Source organism: Salinicola salarius, assembly GCF_003206135.1.
GTDB classification, from domain to species: Bacteria; Pseudomonadota; Gammaproteobacteria; order Pseudomonadales; family Halomonadaceae; genus Salinicola; species Salinicola salarius.
Genome location: NZ_PZJT01000005.1, coordinates 24,471 through 40,906 on the forward strand (window position 1 = coordinate 24,471; position 16,436 = coordinate 40,906).

Sequence of the window (16,436 nt, forward strand, 5' to 3'; positions counted from 1 at the left end):
CATTGTTATCTGAGCCATTCCCCAAGGTAAGAAGACTGGACTTTTCGATATCCGTTTTGACGGAATGGCGATTTAGCGTCAATGCGCAAACGGTCGTTTTAATCGCTTTTTGGAAATTTCTTTAGTCGTAAGACCAACCGCTAAAGCGCCGATTTACAGCATCGGGCTACGTGATGGCAGCGCTTGACCCTTGGGCTACACCTAGGTTTTAGACTGATGTTATCAATGGATCAGCGAGGACATCCGATGAAGGTAACCGAACTGGCCCGAACTGCCGGCGTCACGGCCGAGACGGTGCGCCACTACACGCGCCAGGCGCTGTTGAAGCCGCGCCGTGACCCCGACAACGGCTATCAGCTGTTCGATCAACAGGATCTCGACCGGCTACGTTTCATCCAGCGAGCGAGAACGCTGGGCTTCAGCCTCAAGGAGATCGCCGACATTCTCGAGCAGGCCGATCAGGGCGACTCGCCCTGCCCGCTGGTGCGCGACCTGCTGGCCGCTCGCCTGCCGCAGATCCATGCCCGGATCCGCGAGCTCCAGGCGCTGGCGGATCGCATGGAGCGAGCGATGAGCGACTGGTCACGGTTGCCGGATGGCACGCCCGATGGCCACAGCATCTGCCGATTGATCGAGCAGACGCCCGATACCCACGATGAGTGCTGCGCTCCGGCAAGGAGGAACGCATGAACCGCTACCAATACCGCGTCGATGCCATGCATTGCCAGGGCTGCGTCAAGCGCATGCGCGAGGCCGTTCAGGCCGAGGACGCCAAGGCCGAAGTCAGCGGCGAACCGTCCGATCACCGACTTCAAGTCGACAGCATGCTGCCACGGGATCGGATAGCCCAGTTGCTGACCGAGGCCGGCTATCCCCCGGCCACCGAGCATGGGTCACACGTTTTCACCATCCCGGCGATGAGCTGCCAGGGCTGCGTCAAGCGCATGCGCGAGGCCGTTCAGGCCGAGGACGCCAAGGCCGAAGCCAGCGGCGAACCCGCCGATCACCGACTTCAAGTCGACAGCACACTGCCACGGGATCGGGTCGCTCAGCTGCTGACCGAGGCCGGCTATCCGCCCGCAGACGAGGCAGCTGCCGAGACCGAGGCGCGTGAGAGCAAGCCCGACCGGACCGACGCCCCCCGGCCATCCGACGCCGCCGCTCCATCCGATAGCCGGGCGGACGAGACGATGAAGGCCGGCGAGCTACAACGGCTATCGATCAGCGGCATGACCTGTGCCGGTTGCGTCAACGCGGTTCAGAAAGCGCTCTCGAAAACCCCCGGCGTCCAGCATGCCCAGGTCAACTTCGCCAGCGAGACGGCCCAGGTCAGCGGCCAGGCCAGCATCGCCGATCTGATCGCCGCGGTCGAGAACGTCGGCTATGGCGCCTCGCCGATCGAGGATCTGCGCGAGGCATCCGCCAAGCGCCAGCAGAACGCCTCCCGGCAGGCCCGTCGCCATGCGATCGAATCGGCGGTCAGCCTGGCGCTGGGCGTACCGATGATGCTGGCGATGTTCTTCCATATGCCGCAGCTCGAGGGCGGCGAGCGCTGGATCTGGCTGCTCCTGGGGCTGGCCACGCTGGGCGTGCTGGCCACCGCGGGTCGTCGCTTCTTCGACGGCGCCTGGAAAGCGTTCCGTCATCATCAGGCCAACATGGATACCCTGATCGCCCTGGGCAGTGCCGCCGCCTGGCTCTATTCGATGGCCGTGGTGCTGTTCCCGACGGCGATTCCCGAGGGATCCCGACATCTCTATTTCGAAGCGTCGTTGATGATCATCGGTCTGATCGGCATCGGCCAGACGCTGGAGCTCAAGGCTCGGGGACGTACCAGCCAGGCGCTGTCCCGTCTGCTCGACCTGCAAAGCAAGACGGCTCGGGTGATTCGCGACGGACAAGAGCGCGATATCGAGATCGAGCAGGTTCGGGTGAACGATCGAATCCGGGTGCGCCCGGGCGAACGCCTGCCGGTCGATGGCGATGTCGAGGAGGGAGAGAGCTTCATCGACGAGTCGATGCTCACCGGGGAGCCGGAACCGGTACGCAAGGCGGCCGGAGATCGGGTCAGCGCCGGCACCGTCAACGGCAAGGGAACCCTCGTCTATCGCACGAGCCATGTCGGCGACGACACCCGGCTGGGACGTATCGTCGACCAGGTCTCCCGCGCCCAGGAGTCGCGGCCGCCGATCGGCGCACTGGCGGACAAGGTCTCGGCGATCTTCGTGCCCAGCGTGATGATCGTCGCCGTCGTCACCGCGCTGCTCTGGTTCAACTTTGGCCCCGCGCCACAGCTCGTGCACATGCTGGTGGCGGCGACCACCGTACTGATCATCGCCTGCCCCTGCGCCCTGGGACTGGCGACACCGATCTCGACCATGATCGGCATCGGCAAGGCCGCCGAGTACGGCATCCTGATTCGCGACGGCGAAGCGCTACAGACCGCAAGCCAGTTGACCACCCTGGTGGTCGACAAGACCGGTACCCTGACCGAGGGCAAACCGCGGGTCACCGACAGCCGCTACTGGCTGGAGCAAGCGCGCGTCGATGCCGTGGTGACCGCCCTGGAGCGCGGCTCGGAGCATCCGCTGGCCGACGCCTTGCTGAGACACGTCGGCGATACGGCGGACGATGTGACGATCCGTGATTTCCAGAGCCTGACCGGCCGGGGCGTCAGCGCGACGCTGGATGATGGCAGCCAGGTGTTCCTGGGCAACGCCGCGCTGATGCATGAGCACGGCATCGATGTGACCACTGGCTCGTCCGACGCCGAGAAGTGGCAGGCACAGGCGAGCAGCGTGATCTACCTCGCCATCGGCGGCGAACTCGCTGCCCTGTTCGGTATTCGTGACGCGCTGAGGGCGGACAGCCGCGCGGCGATCTCGCGGCTGAAGGCCGAGGGTCTGACCGTGGTAATGCTGAGCGGCGACAATCGCGCCACCGCCGAAGCCATCGCCCGGGAAGCGGGCATCGACGAGGTTCGCGCCGAACTGATGCCCGGCGACAAGCAACAGGCCATTGTCGAGCTGCAGCAACGCGGTGAACGTGTCGGCATGGTCGGTGATGGCATCAACGATGCACCGGCGCTGGCACAGGCCGAGGTCGGCTTCGCCATCGGCCAGGGCACCGATATCGCCATCGAAAGCGCCGGCATGACGCTGATGCGAAACTCGCTGCACGGCGTCGGCGACGCCATCGCCATCAGCCGTGCCACGCTCTCCAACATCAAGCAGAACCTGTGGGGCGCCTTCGGCTACAACGCGTTGGGCATCCCGATTGCCGCCGGTATACTCTACCCGTTCACCGGCATGCTGCTGTCGCCGATGATCGCGGCCCTGGCGATGTCGCTCTCCTCGGTCACGGTGGTCAGCAATGCCAACCGGCTACGGCTGTTCCGGCCCGATAGCGGCCAAGGTTCGACAATCCAGACCAACGCAAGCGCAAAGGAAGCGACGGCATGATACTTCTGCTCAACACCTTGGGCATCGCCGTGATTCTGTTCATCGTCTGGTGGTTCTGGTTGAGCGGTTGATGGCAGCCACCCCAGAGCGAAGCCAGCAAAGGGACGAAGCCAGCAAGGAGAAAGCGATGACTTCACCACAACCTGCCCCGCCGCTGGGCGGGGTCATCGAAAGCGTTCTCTACACGGCCGACATGAAGCAGGCCCGGGACTTCTTCACGCGCGTGCTCGGGCTCGAACCCCATCTCGAGGACGAGCGCTTCACCGCCTATCCCACCGGTAACACCATGCTGCTGGTGTTCCAGCGGGGCCAGACCGGCGAGACGGTCCGCCTGCCGAATGGCATGGGGACCATCCCGCCTCACGACGGCGACGGCCGCCAGCACCTGGCGCTGGCGATTCCGGCCGAAAGCCTCGACGACTGGGAAGCGCACCTCGCCGATCAGGGCATCGAGATCGAAGGCCGGACCCGCTGGCCGAAAGGGAGCGTGAGTCTCTATTTTCGTGACCCGGACGGCCACCTGCTCGAGCTGGTCACGCCGGGGCTGTGGCCCAACTATTGAGCTGTGCCGGCCCAGCCCCAGCCCTTCAACTCTGGCTGATGCCGGCGTAGAGCCCCGGGCGGTGATTGATGGTGAGAATCGCCCCCAGCACTACGGTGCCGACGATCGAATAGAGCACATTGGTTACCGGCAGAACGAAGAACGCGAGCAGCATGATCAGGCCATCCAGCGCCATCTGCACCTTGCCCGCCGGCCAACCGTAACGGTCCTGCAGATAGACCGCGAGAATGTTGAACCCGCCGAGACTGCCACGGTGGCGTAACAGAAACAGCACGCCCAGGCCGATCAGACTGCCCCCCGCCAGCGCCGCGAACAGCGGATCGACCTCGCCGATCTCCAGCCAGCTCGGCAGCATCCAGGAGATCCACGACAAAAGCGCTACCGCACCGAAGGTCTTGAAGGTGAACTGATGGCCGATCCGCCGCCAAGCCAGCCAGTAGAACGGCAGGTTGATGACGAAGAAGACGAGCCCGAAACTCCAGCCGGTCACGTAGGTCACCAGCAGCGCCAGGCCCGCCGTGCTGCCGATCAGAATCTCGGCATGGTGATAGAGCGCCAACCCCAGCGCCGCGCATGACGATCCCAGCAGAATGGCCAGCACGTCTTCATAGGAACGGTGACGGTACGTCGTTTCCATCGGGCAATCCTTGTTGTCTTGTCACTGTCGGATAGGCAGTGGATCCATGAGTCGGCGCTTGTGGCGCCTGTCCGGACAAGCCCCGAGAACGGGGCCGGCCGGCAATCCGGCGATTATATCGTCAAGACGTCCGCTCGAGGCGATCCCGAACCCGCCCGATCCCGACGACTCGGGGCGACAGGCGTCGTGGCGGCAGCCAATGAAGTGCGTGAAAGGATGGGGAAATGAGGCGGGAAACGTCAGGCCGTCAGGCGCTCGGCGTGTTCGACCATCAGTTGCAGGGACTCGCGCCCTTTCCAGCGATTGCGGGAAAGCTTGAAGGCGCAGCGCACTCGGTCGCCCAGCGAGATCGGCGCGGCCTCGCCCGGATTGAGCGCGCGGAACCAGATCGCCCGGCTGACCACCGCGTCGCAGGAAAGCTCGAGCATCAGATGATTGCCCTCGGCACCGACCGGGCGCAGTTGCTCGACAAAGAATTCCGCTTCGAACAGCGGCGCGTCGAATTCGCGGCCATAGGGCGCCAGCGCGTCGAGCTCGTCCAGCGTCGCCAGGGTCAATTGCGATGCACTCAGACTGCCATCGGTCCATACGATCGGGAACAGCTCCCGCTCGCCGAGCTGTTCCCGCACGGCCTGCAGGAAAGCGTGGCGAAACGACTCCAGCTCGGCGAGCGGTACACCAACGCCGGCAGCGCCGCGATGCCCCCCGAAACGCGGCAGACTCGACGGCGACAGCTCGTGGGCCCGCTGCAGCGCGTCGCGCAGATGCAGAGCCTCGATGGAGCGCCCGGAGCCGGTCAGCATGTCCGGCGCGGTAGCGGGCGTCAGCACCAGCGCCGGACGCCCGTAGGATTGGACCAGCCGGGAAGCGACGATGCCCTGCACGCCAGCGTGCCCCTCCGGCAGATGGATCACCAGCGCCGGCAGGTTGTCCGCCAGCTGCGGCTTGGCCAGCGCGCGGGCGCTTTCGACCATGTCGGCCTCGAGCGCCTTGCGGGCCTGGTTGTCATCATCCAGCACCTGGAGATGCTGGCGGGCGACGCCATCCTCGGCGGCCAGCATGTAGTGCAGCGCGGCGTAGGGGTCGTCCAGCCGCGAGCGGGCATTGATTCGCGGCCCCATCTGGAAGGCCAGCGTCTCGGCATTGAACGGCACGCTGTCGGCACCCAGGCGTTCCGCCATGACCCGCCAGCAGGCAGCCTCCATCCGATTGATCAGCCGCAGGCCGTAGGTCACGACCGCGCGATTGGCGGCGCTCGCCCCCAGCGACACGCAGTCCGCCACCGTCCCCAGGGCCACATAGGAGAGCCAGGGCGAAAGCTTGGGCGTCGACGACGACAGCACGCCCTGCTCGATCAGGACCGAGCGGGTCAGCGACATCATCAGCCACGCCACCATGCAGCCGGCGATGGTCTTGTCCGGATACCCGCAGTCCGAGCGCGTGGGATTGATCGTGGCGTAGGCGGAAGCCGGCGGCCCTTCGATCGGCAGCGCGTGGTGATCGGTGACGACGACATCGATCCCCGCTTCGCGCAGGCGCGCGATCCGCGGTTCGTCGGAGGAGCCGCAGTCGGCAGTGATCACCAGGCTGGGGCGCGGCTTCAGCGCCAGCGCGCGCTCGACCAGCGGTAGGCTGATGCCGTAACCGTCGTTGATGCGGTGGCCGATCAGGCTGTGCAGCTTCGCGGACGGCACGCCGAACAGCTCGGTCATCGAGCGCAGCATCACCACATGCGAGGTGATGCCGTCGACATCGTAGTCGGTCAGGATGCCGATATGCTCGCCCTCGCTCACCGCCCGCACGATGCGCTCGGCGCCACGGCGGGCATCGCACAGCTGCTCGGGATGGCTGAGATAGCGCAGCGCCGGTGCGGTCAGCGCCTCCAGTGGGCCGTCGTGTCCCGGCAGACGTCCGGCGAGAATCCGTGCCTGCAGCTCGCTCAGCCCGGCGGCCAGCCCGCGCCGATAGACATCCTCGTCGCGCGGACGCGGCTGGATGCGGCAGCGGGCGTAATCTGGCTTGGCAGCGGCGTCAAGCATTGGTCACGCTCAGCGACGGTTGTCGGCGACGAATGCCTGTACCGCTTTCAACTCGGCGGGCAGCACGCTGTAACGCTCTTCGCGCTCGAGCAGGTCATCCATATGAGGCGGCAGCGGCACGCCGGAGAAGCCGGCCCGGACCACGGCTTCGGCGAACTTGGCCGGATGCGCCGTCGCCAGCGTGATCATCGGCGTCACCGCATCGGCGCGTGCCTGCTCCGCCGCCCGGTACCCGGTGGCAGTGTGCGGGTCGAGCAGCTCCTTGGTGCGATGATGCGCGTCGCGAATGGTCTCGAGAATGGCGTCGTCGTCGACGCTGAAACTGGAGAACTTCTCGCGCAGCCTGGCAAGCGGCGCCTCGGCCAGCACGGCCGGCTCCTGCTGGAAGCGCTCGAGCAGCTCGCGCACCGCATCGCCGTCGCGATCGTAGGCGTCGAACAGCAACCGCTCGAAGTTGGACGACACGACGATATCCATCGACGGGGCCAACGTTGCCGCCAGGTCGCGCTTGGAGAAGTCGTTGTCGGCCAATGTGCGGTGCAGGATGTCGTTGGCGTTGGTGGCGATGATGAACTGCTTGACCGGCAGGCCCATCTTGTAGGCCATGTAGCCTGCGAAGAGGTTGCCGAAGTTGGCCGACGGCACGCAGAAACTCACCTCGCGATGCGGCGCGCCCAGCGCCACGCCGGCAGCGACGTAGTAGACGATCTGGGCCATGATGCGCGCCCAATTGATCGAGTTGACCGCCACCAGCCGTGCGCCATCGAGGAACGCCTGGTCGGCGAAGCTCGCCTTGACCATCGCTTGAGCATCGTCGAAGTTTCCCTCGATGGCGATGTTGAAGACGTTGTCCGCCAGCACCGTGGTCATCTGGCGCCGCTGCACCTCGGAAACCCGGTTGTGCGGATGGAGGATGAAGATATCCAGATGATCGCAGTGGCGGCAACCTTCGATCGCCGCCGAGCCGGTGTCACCGGAGGTGGCTCCCATGATCACCGCCCGCTCGCCGCGCTTGGCCAGGAAATGATCGAGAATGCGCCCCAGCAGCTGCAGCGCGACATCCTTGAATGCCAGCGTCGGGCCGTGGAACAGCTCGAGCAGGAAGTGGTTGGCATCGAGCTGGTTGAGCGGGACGACGGCGTCGTGGCTGAAGGTCGCGTAGGCATCGCGCACCAGCCCACGGAAGGTTTCATCGTCGATCTCGCCGCCGACGAACGGCTTCATCACCCGGAAAGCGATATCGGCGTAGGAGAGCCCCGCCATCGAGGCCAGCTCCTCCCGCGACAGCTGCGGCACCGTCTCCGGCACGTAGAGGCCACCATCGACGGCCATGCCGGTCAGTACCACTTCCTCGAAATTCAACGCCGGCGCCTGGCCGCGCGTACTGATGTAACGCATATTTCACTCCGTGAGTGACGAGCTTCGAGCTGCGGGCTTCGAGCACAACCCGCTCGGGGCTCGCGGCTTACAGCTCGGAACTGAAGTTATTACTGCTCGTCCAGCGACTCGACACGAATCCGCGTGACCGGCCCGGCGATATCGGCCAGCGATTCCAGTTGGCGAATCGCATCGTTCATGTGCTGCTCGCGGGTGCGATGCGTCAGCAGGATGATCGGCACCAGCTCGCCTTCGGTGGCTTCCTTCTGGATGATCGCCTCGATCGAGATGGTCTGCTCGGACAGGATCGTCGCGACTCGCGCCAGCACGCCAGGGCGGTCCACCGCCAGCAGGCGCAGGTAGTAGGCCGTGACGATCTCTTCCATCGGCAGGATCGGCAGCGCGTTGGCTTCGTCGTTGATGCCGCTGAAAGCAAGATAGGGCACACGGTAGCGATGCGCGGTGGCAATGTTGCGCGCGACGTCCAGCAGGTCGGCGACCACTGCCGAGGCCGTGGGTTCGGCGCCGGCACCGGCACCATAGTAGAGCGTCGGGCCGACGGCGTCGCCCATCACGGCAATGGCATTCTTGACGCCATGCACGTTGGCCAGCAGCCGTTCCTTCGGAATCAGGGTCGGGTGGACGCGCAGCTCGACGCCGTTGTCGCCCCGCCGGGTAATGCCCAGATGCTTGATGGTGTAGCCCAGGTTATCGGCCTGCTCGACGTCTTCGGCAGTGATCCGGGCGATGCCCTCGGTGTAGGCACGATCGAACTGCAGCGGCACGCCGTAAGCGATGGAGGCCAGGATCGTCAGCTTGTGGGCGGCATCGATGCCCTCGACGTCGAAGGTTGGGTCGGCCTCGGCATAGCCCAGCGCCTGGGCTTCGGCGAGGACGTCCTCGAACGCCCGGCCCTCGTCGCGCATGTGGGTCAGGATGTAGTTGCCGGTGCCGTTGATGATGCCGGCCAGCCACTGGATGCGATTGGCGCCGAGGCCTTCGCGCAGCGACTTGATCACCGGGATGCCACCGGCCACGGCAGCCTCGAAGGCGACGATGACGCCCTTCTTGTGGGCTGCCTGGAAGATTTCGTTGCCGTGAACGGCGATCAGCGCCTTGTTGGCGGTCACGACGTGCTTGCCATGTTCGATCGCGGTCATGACCAGCTCGCGAGCGACGTCGTAGCCGCCGATCAGCTCGACCAGCACATCGATGTCGGGATTGCGCGCGACTTCGAAAATGTCGCGTGTCACCTTGACCCCGGAAGTGTCGCAGTCAGGATTGTCGCGCCGCGCACCCACCTGCTCGATGACGATGGGGCGACCCGCCCGACGAGCGATCTCGTCGGCGTTGCGCGTCAGAACGTCGAAGGTGCCACCGCCCACGGTGCCCAGCCCGCAGATACCCACTCTCACCGGATCCAAGATGTCGCTCTCCCCTGCTGATATTGACTCGCCGCATCGCCCTCCGGAGCGGAAGCCGCTGTCACGGCTTCCCATTCTTTGCTGTACGGATTCCCGGCACAAAGCGCCCTGAAGGGCGGTCACGGTAGAAAGCCCAGCCCCCCTTGTCAAGCGGACTCGCGGGTATCCTGCCGGGTATCAGCTATCACCGCTGGCATCGATGCCGAGCATGGCCGCCAACCGCTTCGCCGGCAGGTATCCCGGCACCATCTTGCCATCGGGAAAAATGATCGCGGGCGTGCCCTGGATCCCCGATTCGACGCCCAGTTGATACTGCGACGCGATGGGAGCCTGGCAACTTTTAGACGCTTCCACGCTGTCACCGCGAAATGCCGCGCTCATCGCTTCCGAGCGATTGTCGGCACACCACACCTCGGCGAGCTGTCGCGCCGCATCCGAATTGGGCCCCATCCGGGGGAAGGCCAGATAGTCGACCTGAATGCCCATGTCGTTGAGCTGGGACATCTCGGCGTGCAGCTTGTGGCAGTACGGGCAGGTGGGATCGGTGAACACGGTGAGCCTGGCCTTGACCTCGCCGGCCGGCTTGTAGATCACGCGCTGCTCCTCGGGCACGGCGTCGACCAGGGCCTTGCGTCGCTGGTTGGCCGCCTGTTCGGTCAGGTTGACCATGCCGTCCTCGGCATTCTGGTAAAGATCGCCGACGATCAGATACTGGCCTTCGGCATCCGAGTAGAGCGTGTTGCCGCCACGCAGGCGGACTTCATAGAGCCCGGGTACTGGAGAGTCGTCGATGGCTTCGATCGGCAGAGGCTGCCCCCCGTGCGCGTTGAGCTTGTCGGCAAGATCGGCCGGCGGCTCGGCCGATACAGCCGGTGCCAGAACGGCAGCCAGCAAGGCGACGGTGGACAACAGTAGACGACTTCTCATGTTCAACCTCTCGGGTGGTGTTGAGCGTGCAGCGCTTCCAGACGCGCCTGGGCCACGTGGGTGTAGATCTGCGTGGTCGACAGGTCGCTGTGACCCAGCAGCAACTGTACGACACGCAAATTGGCCCCATGATTCAATAAATGGGTCGCAAAGGCATGGCGAAGGGTATGCGGCGACAGCGGCTTGTCGATGGCCGCGAGCTGCGCATAGTGCTTGAGCCGGTGCCAGAAGGTCTGGCGAGTCATGAAGCCATCACGGCGCCCGGGAAACAGCGGCGGCTGGCGAATGTCCTGCATCAGCTCGTTGCGGCCCTGGCGCAGATAACGCTCGATCCAGGCCATGGCTTCTTCGCCCAGCGGCACGAGTCGTTCCTTGTCGCCCTTGCCGCGGATCAGCACCACGCCCTGGCGCAGATTGACCGCCGATACGGTCAACCCCACCAGCTCGGAGACGCGCAGACCGCAGGCGTAGAGCACTTCCAGCATGGCGCGATCGCGCAGGCCCAGCGCGGTCTCCACGTCCGGCGCCATCAACAGCCGATCCACGTCGTGCTCCTCGAGGGTCGAGGGCAACCCGGGCCGCACTCGCGGCGAGTGAACCTCCGCCAGCGGGTCGTGACTCATCAGCCCTTCGGCCAGCGCCCAGCGGTAGAAGCGTCGCAGGCAGGAGAGCTGCCGTGCGATGGAACGGGTGTGATAGCGCTCGCGACAGGACTCGACGAAATCGGCCAGGGTAGTCTCGCCGGGCGCCAGCAGCCGCTCGTCCTGTGCCTCGAGATAAACGATCCACGCCGTCAGATCGCGGCGGTAGGCGCTCAGCGTATGCTCGCTGACGCCCCGCTCCAGCCATAGCGCATCGAGAAAGGCATCGCGTCGGTCGTGATCGTTCATGCAGCTCCGAGACGAAAACGGCTGTGGAAAGAAAGAGTTCCATCATAACGCGGAAACCCCGCGAGCCGAACGACTCGCGGGGTTTCCGTTGCTCCTGCCGGGCACGCTCCCGAGGATGACCGGGAGCGTGTAAGTCAGCGGCTTGCGCCGACTCAGCCCAGCTTTTCCTTGATGCGGGCAGACTTGCCGCTGCGCTCGCGGAGGTAGTAGAGCTTGGCCTGACGCACGTCACCGCGACGCTTGACTTCGATACCGGCCACCAGCGGGCTGTAGGTCTGGAAAGTACGCTCGACGCCGACACCGTGAGAGATCTTGCGCACGGTGAAAGCGGAGTTCAGACCGCGGTTACGCTTGCCGATGACGACGCCTTCGAAAGCCTGGAGACGCTCGCGGCTGCCTTCCACGACCTTGACCTGGACGACGATGGTGTCACCGGGCGCGAACGCCGGGACTTCCTTGCTCATCTGCTCGTCTTCGAGCGCCTGGATCACTTTACTCTTGCTGCTCATGTCTTGCTCCTCGTTGAAGAAACGTCTTCGAAAGACGTTTCGTGATCCCGACGCCCGTCCGACAAGCGGTCGGGGCGGAATCGGACTCGTGGATGACGCATGTCGACGACTATTGCATTCGAACATCACGCTATTCGGAGGTCCGTTCGAAGGTCTGTCGCCTCATGCACCGCCGTCGCCGGAAGACGCGCTTCCCGCGACGTGTTCGTCGATGAATTCGTCGAGCAGCTTGCGCTGTTCACGATCCAACGTTCGGCTCTCCAGCAGATCCGGGCGCCTAAGCCAGGTGCGCCCGAGGGATTGCTTCAGTCGCCAGTGGCGGATCAACTCGTGATTGCCGCTGAGCAGGACATCCGGCACCCGATGGCCGTCGATCACTTCCGGCCGCGTATAGTGAGGGCAGTCCAGCAGGCCATCGGCAAACGAATCCTCGCTGGCCGAGGCGCTGTGCCCCAGCACACCGGGCACCTCGCGCGCCAGCGCATCGATCATCACCATCGCCGGCAGCTCGCCACCGCTGAGAACGTAGTCGCCGATCGACCACTCCTCATCGATGTCGGCTTCGACCACGCGCTCGTCGATGCCTTCGTAACGGCCCGCCACGACGATCAGGCCATCGCGCGAAGCCAGCTCGCGCGCCCCGGCCTGATCCAGCCTGCGCCCCTGAGGCGACAGGTAGATCACGCTGGGCCGATGACCGGCGGCTTCCGCCCCGGCGCGCGCATCCGACAATGCGCCGCGCAAGGTATCGACTTTCATCAGCATGCCGGGGCCGCCCCCATAGGGGCGATCGTCGACCGTGCGATGTCTGTCCGTGGCGTAATCCCGGGGGTTCCAGAAAGCCATTTCCAGCAGGCCACGCTCGACGGCGCGACCGGTAACCCCATGCCGGGTAATGGCCTCGAACATCTCCGGGAACAGGGAGACGACACCAATCCACACGGTACGCTTCTCCTACCCGCCGCCAACTATTTGCCGTTCGCCGCTTCCCGAAATCGCCGCGTCATGTCTGTCGACGTACAGCGCTTCAGAAAGCGGGGTCCCAGTCGACGATCATGAGTCGTCCAGCCAGATCGACCTGAACGATCACGTCGTCAGGCAGAAACGGCAACAATCGCTCGCGATCGTCGAGGCTGCCCTCGGAGGGCTTGACCACCAGCACATCGTTGGCACCCGTCTCGAAGAGATGATCGATTCGCCCCAGCTTGACGCCATCGCGAGTCTCGACCTCGAGCCCTTCCAGCTGATGCCAGTAATATTCGCCGCTATCCAGTTCGGGTAGCGCCGTTTTCTCGATCGACACCTCGGCGCCGGCCCATTGCTCTGCCAGCTCCCGCGTGTCGATACCTTCCAGTCGTACCACCAGACTCTTGCCCTGCGGCCGCGCGTCGAGCAGACGTCGCGACTGGCGTTGCCCCTGCATCGACAATATCCAAACCGGATAGTCGAAGATGCCTTGGGCCGGGCTGGTGTACGAATAGACCTTGAGCCAACCCTTCACACCGTGCGGGCTGGTCAGACGCCCCAGCACCACGTGCTGCGTCTCGTCATTCTGCATGGGCTTGTCCTGCTCGGCTTTCGGCAAGGGTTCACCCGACAGCGTTTCGCGAGCCGCTTGCGGCATGATGATCGAACTCAGGCCTGAGCTTTGCGAGCTTCTTTGACCAGCTCGGCCACGCGATCGGAAACCTGCGCACCCTGGGACTGCCAGTGGGTGATGCGGTCCAGATCGACACGCAGGCGTTCTTCCTGGCCGCGAGCGACCGGGTTGAAGAAGCCGACGCGCTCGATGAAGCGGCCATCGCGGGAAACGCGAGAATCGCTAACGGTCAGGTGATAGAAGGGACGCTTCTTGGCGCCACCACGTGCCAGACGAATGGTTACCATTGCGTTGATAATCCTTCGGTTAAGTTAATCGTTACGCCACGGATTCGAGTCTTCTCGGACACTCGCCCGAGACGAAGACGCAGCATTCTACGGAAAACACCCTGTCTTGGGAACCTTTTGTTGCGATGCGCGGGCGAATCAGCGCCGGGGAAAGCCGCCGCCCATCCCTCCCATACCGCCCATGCCGCCGGGACCACCCGGGCCCCCGCCGCCCATCATGCCGGACATGCCGCGCATCATCTTCTGCATGCCGCCCTTCTGACCGGCCTTCTTCATCATCTTCTGCATCTGCTTGTGCTGCTTGAGCAGACGATTGAGATCCGGCACCTGCAGACCGGCACCGGCAGCAATGCGCCGCTTGCGAGAGCCGTTGATGATTTCGGGCTTGCGTCGCTCCTGGGGCGTCATCGAGTTGATCAGCGACTCGAGCTTGCCGAACTCCTGCTCTGCCCCCTTGTTCTGGGCCATTTCCGCCATCTGCCCCATGCCCGGCAGCTTGGACATGAGGCCGCCCATGCCGCCCATCTTCTTGAGCTGCTGGAGCTGGTCGCGGAAATCCTCGAGATCGAAGCCCTGGCCCTTCTTGACCTTTTTGGCCAGACGCTCGGCCTTGCCCTTGTCGACATTGCGCTCCGCCTCCTCGATCAGCGACAGCACGTCGCCCATGCCGAGAATGCGGGACGCCACGCGATCGGGGTGGAACGGTTCGAGGGCATCGACCTTTTCGCCCATCCCCATGAACTTGATCGGCTTGCCGGTGATATGGCGTACCGACAGCGCCGCACCGCCGCGCGCGTCACCATCGGCCTTGGTCAGGATCACCCCGGTCAGCGGCAGCGCGTCATGGAACGCCTTGGCGGTGTTGGCGGCGTCCTGGCCGGTCATGGCGTCGACGACGAACAGCGTCTCCTGCGGCTGAATCGCCTGGTTCAGCGCCTGGATCTCCGCCATCATCGCCTCGTCCACCGCCAAGCGGCCGGCGGTGTCGACGATCACCACGTCATGGAACTGGATCTTGGCGTGCTTGATCGCCGCTTCGGCGATCGCCACCGGCTGCTGGGCACTGGTCGACGGGAAGAAATCGACCTCGACCTCCCGGGCCAGGGTCTCGAGCTGATCGATGGCCGCCGGACGGTAGACGTCGGCGGAAACCACCAGCACCTTCTTGTTCTCGCGCTCGCGCAGGAACTTCGCCAGCTTGGCCACGGAGGTGGTCTTGCCCGCGCCCTGCAGACCGGCCATGAGCACGACCGCGGGCGAGCCACGCAGCGTCAGCGCCTCGTTGGCCTGACCCATGATCGCCTCCAGCTCCTGCTGGACGATCTTGACGAACTGCTGCCCCGGGGAGAGGCTCCTGGAGACCTCCTGGCCCACGGCACGCTCGCGCACGCGATCGACGAAGTCCTTGACCGCGGGCAAGGCAACGTCGGCTTCGAGCAAGGCCCGGCGCACTTCACGCAGGGTATCCTTGATGTTGTCTTCGGTCAGACGCGCCTGGCCGGTAATCGACTTGAGCGTCTGCGACAGGCGATTGGAGAGACTTTCGAACATGAAACGCTCCGGGCAACGATGCCTGGCGCCACCGATGCTCGAACTCAAGCTCGCGGCGCCGCTAGAAGGAATGTGGCCAGCATTATACGCATGGATAGGGCTGGGCTCCATGCGGCCTGATTGACACAGCTCGGCTGCATGCGGCTATGGCTGGGCGAGTTGGCGGTGATTGGGTATAGTAACCGCGAAACGCGATTGCCTATCATCTAGCACATCCGCATCCCGTACTCTTTTCATCGTCATGGCGGTCGCCAGAAACCGCTCACGAGGCCAAAACACCGATGCCGGCGCTTCCTTTCGCCCTTGTCGCTATTGTCTGCTATCTCGCCGCCGGGCTGTGGCAAAGCCTGAGCCTCGCCCGACGCGTCGGCGAACGTCCAAACTGGGTTCGCGGCGCCGGGCTGATCGCACTGGCATGTCATACCCTCATCGTCGCGCTGGCGATCGTCGGCCCCCATGGACTGCATCTGGGCCTGACCCAGAGCGCAGCGCTGGTGGGCTGGCTGGTCGTGGCACTGCTGCTGATCGCCAGCCTGTTCAAGCCCGTGCTCAACGCAGGAGTCTGTGTCTTCCCGCTGGCTGCCGTCACCGTCGTCGGCGTCGTCGGCATGCCCAGCCGGATGATCGAGTCCGGGGTATCGCCGGGCCTCTACTTCCACATCCTGAGCTCGGTCGCCGCGTTCTCCTTCCTGGCCATTGCCGCCGTGCAGGCAGCGCTGCTGGGCTTCCAGCACCACGCGCTCAAACGCCGTCAGACCGGCGGTATCGTTCAGGTACTGCCACCGCTGACCCGCATGGAACAGCTGCTGTTCGAACTGATCTGGTGCGGCATGCTGCTGCTGACGCTCGCCATCATCAGCGGCTTCCTGTTCGTGGACAACCTGTTCGCCCAGCACCTGGCCCACAAGACCATCCTGTCGCTGCTGGCATGGCTGATCTTCGCCGGCCTGCTGGCCGGGCACCACTATTTGGGCTGGCGTGGCCAGAAGGCGGTGCGCTGGACGCTGACCGGTGTCGGCGTGCTGATACTGGCCTTCTTCGGCACCAAGTTCGTGCTGGAATACGTCTTCCACTACAACGCCTGAGACGTACCCCGAGTCGACAGCCGTGCCGGGTGCGGCTGTCGGCGGCGTTGACAGGGTTCGGCTAACGCCCTACAACAACCTGACAAC

Annotated in this window: 15 protein-coding genes; 4 read left to right on the forward strand and 11 right to left on the reverse strand. The window is 64.7% G+C overall.

The features are described from left to right. Positions 1-246: 246 nt before the first annotated feature. The 3 genes from DOM32_RS05465 to DOM32_RS05475 all read left to right on the forward strand — a co-directional run bounded on the left by DOM32_RS05465 (position 247) and on the right by DOM32_RS05475 (position 4,023). The gene (locus DOM32_RS05465) at positions 247-690 is read left to right on the forward strand and encodes a MerR family transcriptional regulator (protein ID WP_110632019.1); all 444 of its coding nucleotides are present in this window, start codon (positions 247-249) and stop codon (positions 688-690) included. Continuing rightward, on the forward strand, positions 687-3,461 hold the full coding sequence (locus tag DOM32_RS05470; protein WP_420876611.1) for a heavy metal translocating P-type ATPase: 2,775 nt from the start codon (positions 687-689) through the stop codon (positions 3,459-3,461). Before DOM32_RS05465 ends, DOM32_RS05470 begins: the two co-directional genes overlap by 4 nt. 127 nt (positions 3,462-3,588) lie before the next feature. Further along, positions 3,589-4,023 carry a VOC family protein gene (locus DOM32_RS05475; RefSeq protein WP_071231761.1) on the forward strand — a complete coding sequence of 145 codons (435 nt, stop codon included), beginning with the start codon at positions 3,589-3,591 and terminating at the stop codon, positions 4,021-4,023. 25 nt (positions 4,024-4,048) lie between these two features. On the opposite strand, the gene DOM32_RS05480 is transcribed toward DOM32_RS05475, so the two are convergent. The 11 genes from DOM32_RS05480 to ffh all read right to left on the reverse strand — a co-directional run bounded on the left by DOM32_RS05480 (position 4,049) and on the right by ffh (position 15,264). After that, positions 4,049-4,660 (reverse strand): YitT family protein, encoded by a 612-nt coding sequence (locus DOM32_RS05480; RefSeq protein WP_071231760.1) that lies wholly within the window; start codon positions 4,658-4,660, stop codon positions 4,049-4,051. 239 nt (positions 4,661-4,899) lie between these two features. Beyond that, entirely contained in the window at positions 4,900-6,699 is a 1,800-nt protein-coding gene (locus DOM32_RS05485) for a single-stranded-DNA-specific exonuclease RecJ (protein WP_110632022.1), read from the reverse strand. A gap of 9 nt (positions 6,700-6,708) precedes the next feature. Beyond that, entirely contained in the window at positions 6,709-8,097 is a 1,389-nt protein-coding gene (thrC, locus tag DOM32_RS05490) for a threonine synthase (RefSeq protein WP_110632025.1), read from the reverse strand. 89 nt (positions 8,098-8,186) lie between these two features. Next, positions 8,187-9,500 carry a homoserine dehydrogenase gene (locus DOM32_RS05495; protein WP_071231757.1) on the reverse strand — a complete coding sequence of 438 codons (1,314 nt, stop codon included), beginning with the start codon at positions 9,498-9,500 and terminating at the stop codon, positions 8,187-8,189. A gap of 177 nt (positions 9,501-9,677) precedes the next feature. Next, positions 9,678-10,427, reverse strand: coding sequence for a DsbC family protein (locus tag DOM32_RS05500; RefSeq protein ID WP_071231756.1), 750 nt, complete (start codon positions 10,425-10,427; stop codon positions 9,678-9,680). Positions 10,428-10,429: 2 nt separating this feature from the next. After that, positions 10,430-11,317 (reverse strand): site-specific tyrosine recombinase XerD, encoded by an 888-nt coding sequence (xerD, locus tag DOM32_RS05505; protein WP_110632028.1) that lies wholly within the window; start codon positions 11,315-11,317, stop codon positions 10,430-10,432. Positions 11,318-11,469: 152 nt separating this feature from the next. Next, entirely contained in the window at positions 11,470-11,826 is a 357-nt protein-coding gene (gene rplS, locus DOM32_RS05510; RefSeq protein WP_071231754.1) for a 50S ribosomal protein L19, read from the reverse strand. Between the two features lie 162 nt (positions 11,827-11,988). Beyond that, the gene (gene trmD, locus DOM32_RS05515; protein WP_110632031.1) at positions 11,989-12,768 is read right to left on the reverse strand and encodes a tRNA (guanosine(37)-N1)-methyltransferase TrmD; all 780 of its coding nucleotides are present in this window, start codon (positions 12,766-12,768) and stop codon (positions 11,989-11,991) included. 85 nt (positions 12,769-12,853) lie between these two features. Continuing rightward, positions 12,854-13,384, reverse strand: a complete 531-nt coding sequence (rimM, locus tag DOM32_RS05520) for a ribosome maturation factor RimM (protein ID WP_071231908.1) — start codon at positions 13,382-13,384, stop codon at positions 12,854-12,856. Positions 13,385-13,461: 77 nt separating this feature from the next. After that, a complete protein-coding gene (gene rpsP / locus DOM32_RS05525) occupies positions 13,462-13,713 on the reverse strand; it encodes a 30S ribosomal protein S16 (RefSeq protein ID WP_071231752.1) in 252 nt (83 codons plus the stop codon). Positions 13,714-13,851: 138 nt separating this feature from the next. After that, positions 13,852-15,264 carry a signal recognition particle protein gene (gene ffh / locus DOM32_RS05530; protein ID WP_110632034.1) on the reverse strand — a complete coding sequence of 471 codons (1,413 nt, stop codon included), beginning with the start codon at positions 15,262-15,264 and terminating at the stop codon, positions 13,852-13,854. 281 nt (positions 15,265-15,545) lie between these two features. On the opposite strand from ffh, the gene DOM32_RS05535 reads away from it, so the two are divergent. After that, a complete protein-coding gene (locus tag DOM32_RS05535; RefSeq protein ID WP_110632037.1) occupies positions 15,546-16,349 on the forward strand; it encodes a cytochrome C assembly family protein in 804 nt (267 codons plus the stop codon). Positions 16,350-16,436: the final 87 nt, after the last annotated feature.

Excerpts from the sequence above, each read along its gene's own strand:
- DOM32_RS05485 (WP_110632022.1), bottom strand. The coding sequence starts at position 6,699 with ATGCTTGACGCCGCTGCCAAGCCAGATTACGCCCGCTGCCGCATCCAG.
- rimM (WP_071231908.1), bottom strand. The coding sequence starts at position 13,384 with ATGCAGAATGACGAGACGCAGCACGTGGTGCTGGGGCGTCTGACCAGC.
- DOM32_RS05500 (WP_071231756.1), bottom strand. The coding sequence starts at position 10,427 with ATGAGAAGTCGTCTACTGTTGTCCACCGTCGCCTTGCTGGCTGCCGTT.
- rpsP (WP_071231752.1), bottom strand. The coding sequence starts at position 13,713 with ATGGTAACCATTCGTCTGGCACGTGGTGGCGCCAAGAAGCGTCCCTTC.
- DOM32_RS05470 (WP_420876611.1), top strand. The coding sequence starts at position 687 with ATGAACCGCTACCAATACCGCGTCGATGCCATGCATTGCCAGGGCTGC.
- DOM32_RS05535 (WP_110632037.1), top strand. The coding sequence starts at position 15,546 with ATGCCGGCGCTTCCTTTCGCCCTTGTCGCTATTGTCTGCTATCTCGCC.
- DOM32_RS05465 (WP_110632019.1), top strand. The coding sequence starts at position 247 with ATGAAGGTAACCGAACTGGCCCGAACTGCCGGCGTCACGGCCGAGACG.
- DOM32_RS05475 (WP_071231761.1), top strand. The coding sequence starts at position 3,589 with ATGACTTCACCACAACCTGCCCCGCCGCTGGGCGGGGTCATCGAAAGC.
- ffh (WP_110632034.1), bottom strand. The coding sequence starts at position 15,264 with ATGTTCGAAAGTCTCTCCAATCGCCTGTCGCAGACGCTCAAGTCGATT.
- xerD (WP_110632028.1), bottom strand. The coding sequence starts at position 11,317 with ATGAACGATCACGACCGACGCGATGCCTTTCTCGATGCGCTATGGCTG.
- DOM32_RS05480 (WP_071231760.1), bottom strand. The coding sequence starts at position 4,660 with ATGGAAACGACGTACCGTCACCGTTCCTATGAAGACGTGCTGGCCATT.
- thrC (WP_110632025.1), bottom strand. The coding sequence starts at position 8,097 with ATGCGTTACATCAGTACGCGCGGCCAGGCGCCGGCGTTGAATTTCGAG.
- rplS (WP_071231754.1), bottom strand. The coding sequence starts at position 11,826 with ATGAGCAGCAAGAGTAAAGTGATCCAGGCGCTCGAAGACGAGCAGATG.